The organism is Enterobacter sp. S-33 (assembly GCF_028735835.1).
GTDB lineage: Bacteria > Pseudomonadota > Gammaproteobacteria > Enterobacterales > Enterobacteriaceae > Enterobacter > Enterobacter vonholyi.
In genome coordinates, this window is record NZ_CP117838.1 from 1,842,935 (window position 1) to 1,855,952 (window position 13,018).

16 protein-coding genes and 1 other annotated feature are annotated in these 13,018 nt (G+C 53.1%); of the genes, 9 read left to right on the forward strand and 7 right to left on the reverse strand.

What is annotated here, in order from left to right; translation table 11 throughout:
• Nucleotides 1–10: 10 nt before the first annotated feature.
• Nucleotides 11–601, reverse strand: coding sequence for a metal-dependent hydrolase (locus PUP35_RS08705; protein ID WP_115874823.1), 591 nt, complete (start codon nt 599–601; stop codon nt 11–13).
• 101 nt (nt 602–702) lie between these two features.
• On the reverse strand, nt 703–1,374 hold the full coding sequence (gene hxpB / locus PUP35_RS08710) for a hexitol phosphatase HxpB (RefSeq protein WP_115874824.1): 672 nt from the start codon (nt 1,372–1,374) through the stop codon (nt 703–705).
• A gap of 148 nt (nt 1,375–1,522) precedes the next feature.
• Here hxpB and PUP35_RS08715 point away from each other — a divergent pair, with 148 nt between their 5' ends.
• Nucleotides 1,523–2,059 (forward strand): YniB family protein, encoded by a 537-nt coding sequence (locus tag PUP35_RS08715; RefSeq protein ID WP_023311291.1) that lies wholly within the window; start codon nt 1,523–1,525, stop codon nt 2,057–2,059.
• A gap of 36 nt (nt 2,060–2,095) precedes the next feature.
• On the opposite strand, the gene PUP35_RS08720 is transcribed toward PUP35_RS08715, so the two are convergent.
• The 3 genes from PUP35_RS08720 to pfkB all read right to left on the reverse strand — a co-directional run bounded on the left by PUP35_RS08720 (nt 2,096) and on the right by pfkB (nt 4,391).
• Complete coding sequence (locus PUP35_RS08720) at nt 2,096–2,956, reverse strand: fructosamine kinase family protein (protein WP_274242782.1); 861 nt, start codon at nt 2,954–2,956, stop codon at nt 2,096–2,098.
• A 105-nt stretch (nt 2,957–3,061) separates the two neighbouring features.
• Nucleotides 3,062–3,352, reverse strand: coding sequence for a type V toxin-antitoxin system endoribonuclease antitoxin GhoS (gene ghoS, locus PUP35_RS08725; RefSeq protein ID WP_115874825.1), 291 nt, complete (start codon nt 3,350–3,352; stop codon nt 3,062–3,064).
• A 106-nt stretch (nt 3,353–3,458) separates the two neighbouring features.
• Nucleotides 3,459–4,391 carry a 6-phosphofructokinase II gene (gene pfkB / locus PUP35_RS08730; RefSeq protein WP_274243247.1) on the reverse strand — a complete coding sequence of 311 codons (933 nt, stop codon included), beginning with the start codon at nt 4,389–4,391 and terminating at the stop codon, nt 3,459–3,461.
• A 295-nt stretch (nt 4,392–4,686) separates the two neighbouring features.
• Between pfkB and PUP35_RS08735 the strand changes: the two genes are divergently transcribed.
• Complete coding sequence (locus PUP35_RS08735; RefSeq protein WP_111965612.1) at nt 4,687–5,445, forward strand: DUF481 domain-containing protein; 759 nt, start codon at nt 4,687–4,689, stop codon at nt 5,443–5,445.
• An 80-nt stretch (nt 5,446–5,525) separates the two neighbouring features.
• On the opposite strand, the gene yniD is transcribed toward PUP35_RS08735, so the two are convergent.
• Together yniD and yncL are read right to left on the reverse strand one after the other, a co-directional pair.
• Nucleotides 5,526–5,633, reverse strand: a complete 108-nt coding sequence (gene yniD, locus PUP35_RS08740) for a small membrane protein YniD (protein ID WP_008500658.1) — start codon at nt 5,631–5,633, stop codon at nt 5,526–5,528.
• Nucleotides 5,634–5,731: 98 nt separating this feature from the next.
• Nucleotides 5,732–5,932 carry a stress response membrane protein YncL gene (gene yncL / locus PUP35_RS21940; protein ID WP_320717749.1) on the reverse strand — a complete coding sequence of 67 codons (201 nt, stop codon included), beginning with the start codon at nt 5,930–5,932 and terminating at the stop codon, nt 5,732–5,734.
• Nucleotides 5,933–6,146: 214 nt separating this feature from the next.
• On the opposite strand from yncL, the gene thrS reads away from it, so the two are divergent.
• From thrS to pheT, 7 genes are all read left to right on the forward strand, one after another.
• On the forward strand, nt 6,147–8,075 hold the full coding sequence (gene thrS, locus PUP35_RS08750) for a threonine--tRNA ligase (protein ID WP_008500657.1): 1,929 nt from the start codon (nt 6,147–6,149) through the stop codon (nt 8,073–8,075).
• 3 nt (nt 8,076–8,078) lie between these two features.
• Nucleotides 8,079–8,621: a translation initiation factor IF-3 gene (gene infC, locus PUP35_RS08755; protein ID WP_014069901.1), complete on the forward strand. Its 543-nt coding sequence runs from the start codon at nt 8,079–8,081 to the stop codon at nt 8,619–8,621.
• Between the two features lie 97 nt (nt 8,622–8,718).
• A complete protein-coding gene (rpmI, locus tag PUP35_RS08760; protein WP_003030583.1) occupies nt 8,719–8,916 on the forward strand; it encodes a 50S ribosomal protein L35 in 198 nt (65 codons plus the stop codon).
• A gap of 50 nt (nt 8,917–8,966) precedes the next feature.
• The gene (gene rplT / locus PUP35_RS08765) at nt 8,967–9,323 is read left to right on the forward strand and encodes a 50S ribosomal protein L20 (protein ID WP_000124850.1); all 357 of its coding nucleotides are present in this window, start codon (nt 8,967–8,969) and stop codon (nt 9,321–9,323) included.
• Between the two features lie 117 nt (nt 9,324–9,440).
• Nucleotides 9,441–9,565: a sequence feature (Phe leader region), on the forward strand.
• A complete protein-coding gene (gene pheM, locus PUP35_RS08770) occupies nt 9,446–9,490 on the forward strand; it encodes a pheST operon leader peptide PheM (RefSeq protein WP_001386830.1) in 45 nt (14 codons plus the stop codon). It overlaps the preceding feature by 45 nt.
• A gap of 62 nt (nt 9,566–9,627) precedes the next feature.
• Nucleotides 9,628–10,611 carry a phenylalanine--tRNA ligase subunit alpha gene (pheS, locus tag PUP35_RS08775; RefSeq protein WP_274242804.1) on the forward strand — a complete coding sequence of 328 codons (984 nt, stop codon included), beginning with the start codon at nt 9,628–9,630 and terminating at the stop codon, nt 10,609–10,611.
• A 15-nt stretch (nt 10,612–10,626) separates the two neighbouring features.
• A complete protein-coding gene (gene pheT / locus PUP35_RS08780; RefSeq protein ID WP_274242806.1) occupies nt 10,627–13,014 on the forward strand; it encodes a phenylalanine--tRNA ligase subunit beta in 2,388 nt (795 codons plus the stop codon).
• Nucleotides 13,015–13,018 lie beyond the last annotated feature (4 nt).

The window sequence follows — 13,018 nt, forward strand, 5'->3', positions numbered from 1 at the left end:
TTTTGTTGGTTTACTGTTCAATCTGGTGATGAATAAAGCGATTAAACTGAAATTGCAGCGAATTAATCATCTGGGAAGACCAGCGGACTGCACTGTTTTCGGGCAACGTTTGCGGCATCCAGACGGCGTAAGCAAACAGCGCCATGCACAATACCCGCTCAAGCTGGTTACCTTTTTGCGGCACCAGGATGGGAAAACGGAAACGCCAGCGGCAGGGCCAAAGTAGCGGCACGCCCGCAGGCGTCAGCATATCGGCAAGGATATGGCTTAAATAGCCCAGCACCATCCCCTGGATAGCGTCAGCGGGGACGATCCAGCTTTCGGGCACTTTTAAATAGAACAGCGTCAGCAGGCCAAACACGGCCAGCAGGCTGTGCGTAAACCCCCGGTGGCCGAACGCGCGGGCGATGGGTTTAGACACCCACTTCAGGCGCTGTCCGAGGAAGGACTTGGGGTGGTCGATGTCGGGCAGCAGACAGGTCAATACGGCGGAAGGAACAATATGCCACCAGTCCCCCTGTGCCAGCACGGGGGTAAGTTCAGCGTTTTTGGCAAATACTGCGCACGCGATTGAAAAAAGCAGGTGGCCTTCCGCCGTCATGATAAAACCCACAAAGCTGTCAATTCATACAGTATAGGGTTTTTATACAGTAGGCGGAAGAGGTGACGGTGTAACTGTTTGTCACAAACCGGAGGAGGGCGTTAACCGCCCTGCAGATGATGCGCCGTGAGTTCTGCCAGTGAATTTAGCTTCACATCGGCGAGGGCAAACCGGGGATCGTGGCGGCCTTCTTCCGCAGGCACCACAATGGAGCGCATCCGCGCGGCTTTAGAGGCGACCATGCCGTTAACGGAGTCTTCCAGCGCAACGCAGTTGAGGGGATCCAGGCCGAGCTTAGCGGCGCAGTCCAGATAGACCTGCGGGTGCGGCTTGCTGTAAGGCAATTTTTCAGCGGACGCCAGCGCGTCGAAACTGTCGCGCAGTTCAAACATGACGAGCACTTTTTCCAGCATATGCAGCGGTGAAGCCGAGGCCAGTCCGACCTTCAGCCCCTGGGCTTTACACAGCGTGACGGCCTCACGTACGCCGGGCAGCAGCGGCTTGTTCTCTTCCACCAGCGAAATGGCACGGCTGATAATGCGCGCGGTTACCTCGTCTCGACCGGGACCCACCCACGGCTGTTGGGCAAACCACAGGTCAACCACCATGTCGATGCGTAGGCCCAGCGTATCGGGTAGTTCATTACGGCGGCTGATATCCACGCCCAGGCTGGCCATAACGTCCAGTTCGGCGCGATCCCACAGCGGTTCGGAATCGATCAGTAATCCATCCATGTCAAAAATTGCGGCAAGTATTTGGCGCGGTGTCGACATCACAACGTCTCCTTATCCAGGGTGTACGACAGACGATAAGTGCTAAGCACAATCTGCAATTTAGCATATTGCTTTTAAAGAGCGGGCGAAATTGATGACCAGCAGGTAGACTTAGGCACAAATAACGCGTCTTTATGAAGAGGAACTGATGACGTATCAACAAGCTGGACGCATTGCGGTCTTAAAACGTATTGCAGGCTGGGTGATTTTTATTCCTGCCGTCATTTCTACGCTGATTTCTGTACTCAAATTTATGTACGACCACAGCGAAAAACAGCCGGGTATCAATGCGGTAATGCTTGATTTTGCGCATGTTATGATTGAGATGATGCGTTTCAATACGCCATTTTTGAATGTCTTCTGGTTTAACTCACCCACCCCGGATTTTCATCAACAGCTGAATATCGGCTTTTGGGTGATATACGCCCTGATCTTTGTCGCGCTGGCACTGCAGGCCTCTGGGGCGCGAATGAGTCGTCAGACGCGCTTTTTACGCGAAGGCGTTGAGGATCAGTTGATTCTGGAGCAGGCCAAAGGCCCGGAAGGCATGAGTCGGGAGCAGATTGAATCCCGCATTGTTGTGCCGCGTCACACCATTTTCCTGCAAATTTTCCCGCTCTATATTCTTCCCGTGATTATCATTGTGGCGGGATATTTCTTCTTCTCACTGCTCGGTTTTCTGTAAGCGACACGGGTGGCTGCATAGCCACCCGTTCGCGTCTCAGGCGGCAAGCATACGCTCAAGTGCCCGCTGCGCGTTAACAAGGTGTTCTCCGCCAAAAAGAATGGCTCGGTTCATCAGGGTATAAAGCTGATACACCGGCTGGCGGTCGAGGAAACCGGGCGGCAGGGGGGAAACAGACTGGTATCCGTCATATATTTGCGGCGGCTGCTCCGGATGAAGCGGCAGCATGGCAAGATCGCACTCTCTGTCACCCCAGTAGCAGGCCGGGTCGAAGATGTAGGGACCGTTTGGACCCAGCGCGCAGTTATCGGACCATAAGTCGCCGTGAAGCAGAGACGCCTGAGGCTGGTGGGATGCCAGACGCTGCTGAACATGCTCGACGATGGCATCTATATTGCCAAACTCCAGCCCTTTCTCGGCGGCAAGTTCTAGCTGCCAGCCAATGCGCTGCTCGGCAAAAAAAGTCGACCAGCGACGCTGCCAGGCATTGGGTTGTGGCGTGGTGGAGAGGTCATTGTCAAAATCGAGCCCAAACTGCGGCTGGTCGCTCCACTGATGGAGGCGCGCTAGCTGCTGGCCAAGAATGAATGCATTATGCGCGTCCAGCGGACGGGCGGGGAGGTACTCCATCACCAGGAAACTGTAATCGCGGTCGCTACCTACGGCCAGAACCTGTGGGACCGTCACCGTTTTACTGCGCGACAACAGCTCCAGCTGATCGGCTTCGGCGGTAAATATCGGAAGCAGCTCTCGTTCATCGCATTTAACGAAAAGATCGCGCCCTGCGTAGCGTAAATGCCACGCGGCGTGGATCTCACCGCCTGGCAGTTCGTTACGCAGTTCAATTTCACCTTCACCCTGTTGCTCACGTAAAAGATGACTGATAGCCTGCCACATGTTCACTCTCCCATGTTGTCTGCCAGATCATAAAGTTAGCGCATAATTGCGGTAAAAAAATACGAACTAACGCACACCTGAGCGGTTTAAATTCATGCAGCGCACTTATTGTTCTTTTTTTCGCCAGTTTTCCCAGGTATCCACGTTAATTTCGCCAGGCTTGTCGGTCACGCTCTCCACCAGACTGGCGGCCAGCGCTTGAACCTCTTCCTGACTCAGGGCGCCGATCAGACCAAATGTCAGGGTGCCTAAATCATGAATATTGCCTTCGTCATCCGTCAGCGTGAGGAGAAAATTAGCCCGGGTAAACGCATTGTTGAGCTCATTCAGCTCGGTCAGCGATGCCTCATGAAGGTTGATGGTCACGACGTAGCGTGTGATGTCACCACTGCTCATAATTCACCTCATTGTTATCATGGAAGTTTTCTTAGCATAGTCGATAGTTTGCGTTTGGCGACTCGGTGATGACATTCCCCTCCGTAAAGACGAAGGGGAACAGGCGTTAATTTCGGGACAGGTAATCGACGATTTTTTGCGTATCGGCAAGTGAACAGAGACGCGTGCCCTGGTTGATGGTGGCGGCGCTACCCGCTGCTACGCCGTAGCGTGTCATTTCGAGCAGAGACGCGCCCTGCGCCAGTTTGAGCGTCATCGCGCCCACCATGCTGTCACCCGCGCCAACCGTGCTCTGACTCTTCATCGGCGGCGGAACAACCTGAACGGATGACGATTCATCAACTGCAAGCGCCCCCTGAGGGCCAAGGGAAACCACCACGCGCCGCGCTTTGCCGCTGCGCACCAGCTCCTGCGCGGCGGTGCGAACATCGTCAGGCTGCGTCAGTTCGCGGTTGACCAGCGCGCTTAACTCTTTCTGGTTGGGTTTGACCAGTTCAAGATTGCCCGGCACCAGTGCCGCCTGCAGGGCCTCACCGCTGCTGTCAACGATGCAGCGGATACCGCGTTGCTGTGCAGCCTGAATCAGCGCCGTCAATTTTTCCGTGCTGACGCCAGGCGGCAGGCTGCCGCTTACCACCAGCAGCGCGCCGCTTTCTATCGTCAGCACTTTCTCTTCAAGCTGACGAAACTCGTCATCGGTAAGTTTCGCGCCCGGCATGACAAAACGGTACTGTTCGCCGCTGGATCCCACGTGGACATGCAGGTTTTGCCGCGTCCAGTCTTTCACCTCGACGGTGTCTACGGCCACCTGTTCATCGGCCAGCAGTGAGACCAGGTGTTCACCGGTAGCACCACCTGCGGGAAAAATGGCCGTGGCTTTGCCGCCGAGGTGGGTAATAGCGCGCGCCACGTTGATCCCGCCGCCGCCAGGCTCAAAGACCGGGGCGCTACAGCGCAATTTACCTTCCGGGTAAATCTGCGGCGTCAGGGTAGCGGAATCAAGGGAAGGGGAGAGCGTCAGGGTGTAGATAGAAACCATCATTACCTCCTTTTAGCATGGGTTCCTTTTAGTCTGGCACCATTTGTCAGGAAGGCAATGTAAATAACAGTATGATTTTAAATATGAATACTCAATAAAAGTCAGGCCGGAGATATATAAAATAAAAAGCTTTTTGAGATCGTTCTTATTCAAAAAATGAAATAAGAAAACATTGCTATGTTATTTGCGGCTTTTTATAATTTGTTACCTTTCTCTGGACGCCTTGTCATTGATCCTCAAGAAAGATTCCGGGACCGTGTGGTCTCTTTTTTTGTTGTACGGACTCCTTAATAAAATGAAGCTTTTAAAGACAGTGCCCGCTGCACTGATGCTGGCGGGTGGCGTGTTTGCGGCTATGAACGCGACCGCCGATGATTCCGTTTTTACTGTCATGGACGATCCATCCACCGCGAAAAAACCGTTTGAAGGTAACCTGAATGCTGGGTACCTGGCACAATCCGGTAACACGAAAAGCTCTTCTCTGACGGCGGACAGTACGCTCACATGGTACGGTAATACTACCGCCTGGTCTCTGTGGGGTAATGCCAGCAACACTTCCGCTAACGACGAACGTTCTTCCGAGAAATATGCGGTAGGCGGACGTAGCCGTTACAACATGACCGACTATGACTATCTGTTTGGTCAGGGGAGCTGGTTAACCGACCGTTACAACGGTTATCGCCAGCGCGATGTCTTCACCGCCGGTTATGGTCGTCAGTTCCTGAACGGACCGGTACACAGCTTCCGTTTTGAATTCGGTCCGGGTGTGCGTTATGACGAATACACCAATGGCGATACCAAAACTCAACCGCTCGGTTACGCTTCCGGTACCTATGCCTGGCAGATGACTGACAACACCAAATTTACCCAGGGTGTTTCTGTATTTGGTGCCGACGATACGACGTTGAACTCTGAGACGGCGCTTAACGTGGCTATCAACGAACACTTTGGTCTGAAACTCGCCTACAACGTGACCTGGAACTCTTCACCACCAGAATCTGCACCGGATCATACCGACCGCAGAACCACGGTTTCACTGGGTTATAGAATGTAATAAAAGCGGGCCGATGATGATGTCGGCCCGTTTATTGTCTGTGACTTTTTGATGTCCCTTCTGATGACCTGCATTCGCCCCTAGCCCCAAATCATTGCCGCCCAACGGAGTAGCAGCATTGCGCCGCAGATGGCAATCAGAACCAGCACCATTTTCCAGTGTTTTACGGCAAATCGTTTTGTTGGCATAACCTAATCCTTGTTCGTTAATATCCACAGTCTACCAAACAGGGCCGAAATATGCCCCTTTTCAGGATCGATTGGGTTATGCCAGCGTAGGGTTTGGCTCAGAACCAGTGGAATCGTTCGGCGAGAATCAACAATAAACCTGTGGCGGAAAGGATGTTCAATATCACAACCGTTCTACTGGATACGTTCATGGTATGCACCTTTGGGTTTAAGGACCTGTTCAAGAGTAGCCCAGCATCATCGAAATGCGAGCGCAGGGGAGAAGCAACCTGCAAATTCGTGCGAAAGTGCCAGCCCATCAATCTGGCCGCAGAGGGTGCAATCTCCTTTCCGTTAGTGTTAACATTACGTCGCTTGCCGTAAATCCGAATTAATCTGAATTCGGCAGGTGAATGATGACGAACCAATTTGACGATTGTTGGTCAGATGGTGTCGTAATCTATTGTCAAATCACGATTATTTTCTTTGTATATGCTCTTATGTGTGGGGCATCACTGCAAATAAGGATATAAAATGCCTGTAATTACTCTTCCTGATGGCAGCCAACGCCATTTCGACCGTGCTGTTAGCCCAATGGATGTTGCCCTGGACATTGGTCCTGGTCTCGCGAAAGCGACTATTGCTGGCCGTGTTAACGGTGAGCTGGTGGATGCCTCCGACCTGATTGAAAACGATGCGACGCTTGCCATCATCACCGCGAAAGACGAAGAAGGTCTGGAGATCATTCGTCACTCCTGCGCGCACCTGTTAGGTCATGCCATCAAACAGCTGTGGCCAAACACCAAAATGGCGATCGGTCCGGTTATCGACAATGGTTTCTACTACGACGTTGACCTTGACCATACTCTGACTCAGGAAGATATCGACGCGCTCGAAAAACGTATGCACGAGCTCGCCGAAACGAACTATGACGTCATCAAGAAGAAAGTCAGCTGGCACGAAGCGCGTGAAACCTTCGTGAAGCGCGGCGAGAGCTATAAAGTCTCTATTCTTGACGAAAATATTTCCCATGATGACAAGCCTGGCTTGTACCATCACGAAGAATACGTCGACATGTGCCGTGGACCGCACGTGCCGAACATGCGCTTCTGTCATCACTTTAAGCTGATGAAGATCGCGGGCGCCTACTGGCGCGGTGACAGCAACAACAAGATGTTGCAGCGTATCTATGGTACCGCGTGGGCCGATAAAAAAGCCCTGAACGCGTACCTGCTGCGCCTGGAAGAGGCGGCGAAGCGTGACCATCGTAAAATCGGCAAGCAGCTTGACCTCTACCACATGCAGGAAGAAGCGCCGGGTATGGTGTTCTGGCATAACGACGGCTGGACCATCTTCCGTGAACTGGAAACGTTCGTACGCTCCAAGCTGAAAGAGTACCAGTATCAGGAAGTAAAAGGCCCGTTCATGATGGACCGTGTGCTGTGGGAAAAAACCGGCCACTGGGACAACTACAAAGATGCGATGTTCACCACCTCGTCTGAGAACCGTGAATACTGCATCAAGCCAATGAACTGCCCGGGTCACGTTCAGATCTTTAACCAGGGTCTGAAATCCTACCGCGACCTGCCGCTGCGTATGGCGGAGTTCGGTAGCTGCCACCGTAACGAACCATCAGGTGCGCTGCACGGCCTGATGCGTGTTCGTGGCTTTACTCAGGATGATGCGCATATCTTCTGTACTGAAGATCAGGTCCGTGACGAAGTTAACGCCTGTATTCGTATGGTCTACGATATGTACAGCACCTTTGGCTTCGAGAAGATCGTGGTCAAACTCTCAACGCGTCCGGAAAAACGTATCGGCAGCGATGAGACCTGGGATCGCGCAGAAGCGGATCTCGCCGTGGCGCTGGAAGAGAACGGCATTCCGTTCGAATACCAGCTGGGTGAGGGCGCATTCTACGGTCCGAAAATTGAATTTACCCTGTATGACTGCCTCGATCGCGCATGGCAGTGCGGTACTGTACAGCTGGACTTCTCCCTGCCGCAGCGTTTAAGCGCCTCTTATGTTGGCGAAGACAACGAACGTCAGGTACCAGTAATGATTCACCGTGCTATTCTCGGTTCTCTGGAGCGCTTCATCGGCATCCTGACCGAAGAGTTCGCTGGCTTCTTCCCAACCTGGCTTGCGCCAGTGCAGGTCGTGGTGATGAACATTACCGATTCTCAGGCGGATTACGTTAAAGAATTGACGCAGAAACTACAAAATGCGGGCATTCGCGTAAAAGCAGACTTGAGAAATGAGAAGATTGGCTTTAAAATCCGCGAGCACACTTTACGTCGTGTCCCGTATATGTTGGTCTGTGGTGATAAAGAGGTGGAAGCAGGCAAAGTTGCCGTTCGCACCCGCCGTGGTAAAGACCTGGGCAGCCTGGACGTAAGTGAAGTGATTGAGAAGCTGCAACAAGAGATTCGCAGCCGCAGTCTTCAACAACTGGAGGAATAAGGTATTAAAGGCGGAAAACGAGTTCAAACGGCACGTCCGAATCGTATCAATGGCGAGATTCGCGCCCAGGAAGTTCGCTTAACAGATCTTGAAGGTGAACCACTGGGGATTGTGAGTCTGAGAGAAGCGATCGAAAAAGCTGAAGAAGCTGGAGTAGATTTAGTTGAAATCAGCCCTAACGCCGAACCGCCAGTTTGTCGTATCATGGACTACGGCAAGTTCCTTTATGAAAAGAGTAAGTCTTCTAAGGAACAGAAGAAGAAGCAAAAAGTTATCCAGGTTAAGGAAATCAAATTCCGTCCTGGTACCGACGATGGCGATTATCAGGTAAAACTCCGCAGCCTGATTCGCTTTCTGGAAGATGGCGATAAGGCCAAGATCACACTGCGTTTCCGTGGTCGTGAGATGGCCCACCAACAGATTGGTATGGAAGTGCTTAACCGCGTCCGTGACGATCTGAGTGAACTGGCAGTAGTCGAATCCTTCCCTACGAAGATCGAAGGCCGCCAGATGATCATGGTGCTCGCTCCTAAGAAGAAACAGTAAGGCCTTCAAGCAGCAAAATCTGTGGAGCCTTCGGGTTTCATAGGTTTTGTTCGCCTATGTTTCGTTTATTTAACAATGCGAAGTGGAAGTTATTAAGATGCCAAAAATTAAGACCGTACGCGGTGCTGCTAAGCGCTTCAAAAAAACCGGTGGTGGTGGATTTAAGCGTAAGCACGCAAACCTGCGTCATATTCTGACCAAAAAATCTACTAAGCGTAAACGTCACCTGCGTCCAAAAGGCCTCGTTTCTAAAGGCGATCTGGGTCTGGTTATCGCGTGCCTGCCGTACGCATAAGCCGTTAACGTTTAATTTTTTACTAAGAATATAGATACAGGAGAGCACATATGGCTCGCGTAAAACGTGGTGTAATTGCACGTGCACGTCACAAGAAAATTTTGAAACAAGCTAAAGGCTACTACGGTGCGCGTTCACGCGTTTACCGCGTTGCCTTCCAGGCTGTTATCAAAGCAGGTCAGTACGCTTACCGTGACCGTCGTCAGCGTAAGCGTCAGTTCCGTCAACTGTGGATTGCGCGTATCAACGCAGCAGCACGTCAGAACGGTATTTCTTACAGCAAATTCATCAACGGCCTGAAAAAAGCCTCTGTTGAAATCGACCGTAAGATCCTGGCTGACATCGCAGTATTCGACAAAGTAGCGTTCACCGCTCTGGTCGAAAAAGCGAAAGCAGCACTGGCATAAGCCAGTTGAGAGAGGGGGCCTGGCTCCCTCTTTTCATATAACCCTGTAAGAAGATTGACATTTACCCGTGCAGGCTTTTCAATAAGGTCTTAACAGTTTTTACCAGACAAGGTAACGCAAGCATGAATGCTGCTATTTTCCGCTTCTTCTTTTACTTTAGCACCTGACTTCAGGAGGCTAGCGCGTGAAAGATGAAACGAAAAACAGCGCCAGATAAGCCTCCCGATGGAGGCTTTTTTTGTGCCTGAATTTGAGAGAATAACTCCACCAAATCGGTGTCTGCACCGACATAATGAGGAAAATCATGTCACATCTCGCAGAGCTGGTTGCCAGTGCAACAGCCGCCATTAATCAGGCCTCAGATGTTGCCGCGTTAGACAATGTCCGCGTCGAATATCTTGGGAAGAAAGGGCACCTGACCCTTCAGATGACAACCCTGCGTGAGCTGCCGCCAGAAGAACGTCCGGCAGCGGGAGCGGTGATTAACGAAGCCAAGGAGCAGGTACAGCAGGCGCTTAACGCACGTAAAGCCGAGCTGGAAAGCGCTGTGCTGAATGCGCGTCTGGCCGCAGAGACGATCGACGTCTCTCTGCCGGGGCGCCGCATCGAGAACGGCGGTCTGCACCCGGTTACCCGCACCATCGATCGCATTGAAAGTTTCTTCGGTGAGCTCGGCTTTACCGTGGCGACTGGCCCGGAAATCGAAGATGATTACCACAACTTCGACGCCCTGAACATTCCTGGCCATCATCCGGCACGCGCTGACCACGACACTTTCTGGTTCGACGCTACGCGTCTGCTGCGTACTCAGACCTCCGGCGTTCAGATCCGTACCATGAAGGAGCAGAAGCCGCCGATCCGTATTATCGCGCCGGGCCGCGTCTATCGTAACGACTACGATCAGACCCACACCCCAATGTTCCACCAGATGGAAGGCCTGATTGTTGATAAAAACATCAGCTTCACCAACCTGAAGGGCACGCTGCACGATTTCCTGAACAACTTCTTTGAGGAAGATCTGCAGGTTCGTTTCCGTCCGTCCTACTTCCCGTTCACCGAACCGTCTGCGGAAGTTGACGTGATGGGTAAAAACGGCAAATGGCTGGAAGTGCTGGGCTGCGGCATGGTGCATCCAAACGTGCTGCGCAACGTAGGTATCGATCCGGAAGTTTACTCCGGCTTTGCCTTCGGTATGGGCATGGAGCGTCTGACCATGCTGCGCTACGGCGTGACCGATTTACGTGCATTCTTCGAAAACGATCTGCGTTTCCTCAAACAGTTTAAATAAGGGCAGGACAGAACAATGAAATTCAGTGAACTGTGGTTACGCGAGTGGGTGAACACTACGCTGGACAGCGATGCGCTTTCTAACCAGATCACCATGGCGGGCCTGGAAGTGGACGGCGTTGAGCCGGTTTCCGGTGCCTTCAACGGCGTGGTCGTCGGCGAAGTGGTAGAGTGCGGCCAGCACCCTAACGCGGACAAACTGCGCGTGACAAAAGTGAACGTGGGCGGAGATCGTCTGCTGGATATCGTCTGCGGTGCGCCAAACTGCCGTCAGGGCCTGAAGGTGGCCGTGGCGACCGTCGGTGCGGTACTGCCGGGCGATTTCAAAATTAAAGCGGCTAAGCTACGCGGCGAGCCGTCTGAAGGCATGCTGTGCTCCTTCTCCGAGCTGGGTATCTCCGACGACCACAACGGCATCATTGAGCTGCCGCTGGATGCGCCAGTCGGCACCGATATCCGTGAATACCTGAAGCTTGACGACAACACTATTGAAATCAGCGTCACGCCAAACCGTGCCGACTGCTTAGGTATCATCGGCGTGGCGCGCGACGTGGCCGTGCTTAACCAGACTGAACTGAACGCGCCGGAGATCGCGCCGGTTCAAGCGACCATCAGTGACGTGCTGCCTATTCAGGTTGACGCTGCGGATGCCTGCCCGCGCTACCTCGGTCGCGTGGTGAAAGGCATCAACGTGAAAGCGCCAACTCCGCTGTGGATGAAAGAGAAGCTGCGCCGCTGCGGTATTCGCTCTATCGACGCCGTGGTCGACGTGACCAACTACGTCCTGCTGGAGCTGGGCCAGCCAATGCACGCGTTCGATAAAGATCGTATCGACGGCGGCATCGTTGTGCGCATGGCGAAAGAGGGCGAAACCCTGGTTCTGCTGGACGGCAGCGAAGCGAAACTTAACGCCGACACTTTGGTGATTGCTGACCACAGCAAAGCGCTGGCAATGGGCGGTATTTTCGGAGGCGAGCATTCAGGCGTCAACGACGAGACGCAAAACGTGCTGCTGGAATGTGCGTTCTTCAGCCCGCTCTCCATCACCGGTCGCGCACGCCGTCACGGCCTGCATACCGATGCCTCTCACCGCTACGAGCGCGGCGTTGACCCGGCGCTGCAGTATAAAGCGATGGAACGTGCGACCCGCCTGCTGATCGACATCTGCGGCGGTGAAGCGGGCCCGGTTATCGACGTCACCAACGAAGCGACGCTGCCGAAGCGTGCGACCATCACCCTGCGCCGCAGCAAGCTGGATCGTCTTATTGGTCACCACGTTGCCGATGCGCAGGTGACCGATATCCTGAAGCGTCTGGGCTGTGAAGTAACCGAAGGCCAGGACGAATGGAAAGCCGTTGCGCCGTCATGGCGTTTCGATATGGAAATTGAAGAAGATCTGGTGGAAGAAGTGGCCCGTGTTTATGGCTACAACAACATCCCAGACGAGCCTGTGCAGGCAGGTCTGGTGATGGGCACTCACCGTGAAGCCGACCTGTCCCTGAAGCGTGTGAAAACCATGCTGAACGACAAAGGCTACCAGGAAGTGATCACCTACAGCTTTGTTGATCCAAAACTGCAGCAGCTGATCCATCCGGGCCAGGAAGCGCTGATCCTGCCAAGCCCAATCTCCAGCGAAATGTCCGCGATGCGTCTGTCCCTGTGGACGGGTCTGCTGGGTACTATCGTTTATAACCAGAATCGTCAGCAAAACCGCGTGCGCATTTTCGAAAGCGGTTTGCGCTTTGTACCGGATAATCAGGCAAATTTAGGCATCCGTCAGGATCTCATGCTGGCTGGCGCCATCAGCGGTAACCGCTATGAAGAGCACTGGGACCTGGCAAAAGGGACGGTTGATTTCTACGATATGAAGGGCGATCTGGAAGCGATTCTGGATCTGACCGGTAAATTATCTGAAATTGAATTCCGCGCAGAAGCCATCCCGGCCCTGCATCCGGGCCAGAGCGCTGCCATCTATTTAGACGGCAAACGCGTTGGTTTTATTGGGGTTGTTCACCCTGAGCTGGAGCGTAAACTGGACCTGAACGGCCGTACCATCGTGTTCGAGCTGGAATGGAACCCGGTGGCTGACCGCGTGATTCCTCAGGCTCAGGACGTCTCCCGCTTCCCGGCAAACCGCCGTGATATCGCGGTTGTGGTCGCGGAAAATGTGCCCGCAGCAGATATTTTGGCCGAATGTAAGAAAGTTGGCGTAAATCAGGTAGTTGGCGTAAACTTATTTGACGTGTACCGCGGCAAGGGCGTAGCAGAAGGTTTCAAGAGCCTCGCTATTAGCCTTATCCTTCAGGATACCAGCCGTACACTCGAAGAAGAGGAGATTGCCGCTACCGTCGCCAAATGTGTAGAGGCATTAAAAGAGCGATTCCAGGCATCATTGAGGGATTGAACCT

What these genes read in the sequence shown, in the direction of transcription:
- yncL (WP_320717749.1), bottom strand. Translation starts at nt 5,932, where the DNA reads ATGGGCTGGCACTTTCGCACGAATTTGCAGGTTGCTTCTCCCCTGCGC.
- PUP35_RS08705 (WP_115874823.1), bottom strand. Translation starts at nt 601, where the DNA reads ATGACGGCGGAAGGCCACCTGCTTTTTTCAATCGCGTGCGCAGTATTT.
- ghoS (WP_115874825.1), bottom strand. Translation starts at nt 3,352, where the DNA reads ATGAGCAGTGGTGACATCACACGCTACGTCGTGACCATCAACCTTCAT.
- pheS (WP_274242804.1), top strand. Translation starts at nt 9,628, where the DNA reads ATGTCACATCTCGCAGAGCTGGTTGCCAGTGCAACAGCCGCCATTAAT.
- rplT (WP_000124850.1), top strand. Translation starts at nt 8,967, where the DNA reads ATGGCTCGCGTAAAACGTGGTGTAATTGCACGTGCACGTCACAAGAAA.
- PUP35_RS08720 (WP_274242782.1), bottom strand. Translation starts at nt 2,956, where the DNA reads ATGTGGCAGGCTATCAGTCATCTTTTACGTGAGCAACAGGGTGAAGGT.
- PUP35_RS08715 (WP_023311291.1), top strand. Translation starts at nt 1,523, where the DNA reads ATGACGTATCAACAAGCTGGACGCATTGCGGTCTTAAAACGTATTGCA.
- thrS (WP_008500657.1), top strand. Translation starts at nt 6,147, where the DNA reads ATGCCTGTAATTACTCTTCCTGATGGCAGCCAACGCCATTTCGACCGT.
- pheT (WP_274242806.1), top strand. Translation starts at nt 10,627, where the DNA reads ATGAAATTCAGTGAACTGTGGTTACGCGAGTGGGTGAACACTACGCTG.
- yniD (WP_008500658.1), bottom strand. Translation starts at nt 5,633, where the DNA reads ATGCCAACAAAACGATTTGCCGTAAAACACTGGAAAATGGTGCTGGTT.
- PUP35_RS08735 (WP_111965612.1), top strand. Translation starts at nt 4,687, where the DNA reads ATGAAGCTTTTAAAGACAGTGCCCGCTGCACTGATGCTGGCGGGTGGC.
- hxpB (WP_115874824.1), bottom strand. Translation starts at nt 1,374, where the DNA reads ATGTCGACACCGCGCCAAATACTTGCCGCAATTTTTGACATGGATGGA.
- pfkB (WP_274243247.1), bottom strand. Translation starts at nt 4,391, where the DNA reads ATGGTTTCTATCTACACCCTGACGCTCTCCCCTTCCCTTGATTCCGCT.
- rpmI (WP_003030583.1), top strand. Translation starts at nt 8,719, where the DNA reads ATGCCAAAAATTAAGACCGTACGCGGTGCTGCTAAGCGCTTCAAAAAA.